At 75.3% G+C, this 514-nt stretch carries 1 protein-coding gene; it reads left to right on the top strand.

Features of this window, described 5'->3' with window-relative positions; translation table 11 throughout:
• Nucleotides 1-514: serine/threonine-protein kinase (locus DAT37_RS39190; RefSeq protein WP_157978906.1), on the top strand; the 514-nt coding region annotated here is incomplete at both ends.

Genomic DNA, 514 nt, shown 5'->3' with positions numbered 1-514 from the left:
CGAGGGCCCTTCGCTGCGGACGCTGGTCACCGAGCGCGGGCCGCTCACCGGCGGCGAGCTGACGAGGCTCGCGATCGGCACCGCCACCGCGCTCGCGGCGATCCACGAGGCGGGCGTCGTCCACCGCGACTTCAAACCCGCCAACGTGCTGCTCGGCGAGGACGGGCCGAAGGTCATCGACTTCGGCATCGCCCGCTCGGTGGACGCCACGTCCGCCACCCTGACCGGCGCGGTCGGCACGCCCGCCTTCATGGCGCCGGAGCAGGTGGAGGGGACCGCGGGCGGCGCTCCCCTGGACATGTTCGCGTGGGGCTGCACGATGGCGTTCGCCGCGAACGGCGTCCCTCCGTTCGGCGGCGACTCCGTACCGGCGATCATGCGGCGGGTCCTGCACGAGGAGCCCGAACTCGGCGCGCTGGCCGGTGAGCTGCGGGAGCTGGTCGCGGCCTGCCTGGCGAAGGAGCCGCGGAGCCGCCCCACCGCCGTCGAGGTCCTGCGGCGGCTGCTGGGGACG

The organism is Nocardia aurea (assembly GCF_003123685.1).
Lineage (GTDB): Bacteria > Actinomycetota > Actinomycetes > Mycobacteriales > Mycobacteriaceae > Nocardia > Nocardia aurea.
This window is presented reverse-complemented; position numbering and strand designations above follow the sequence as displayed.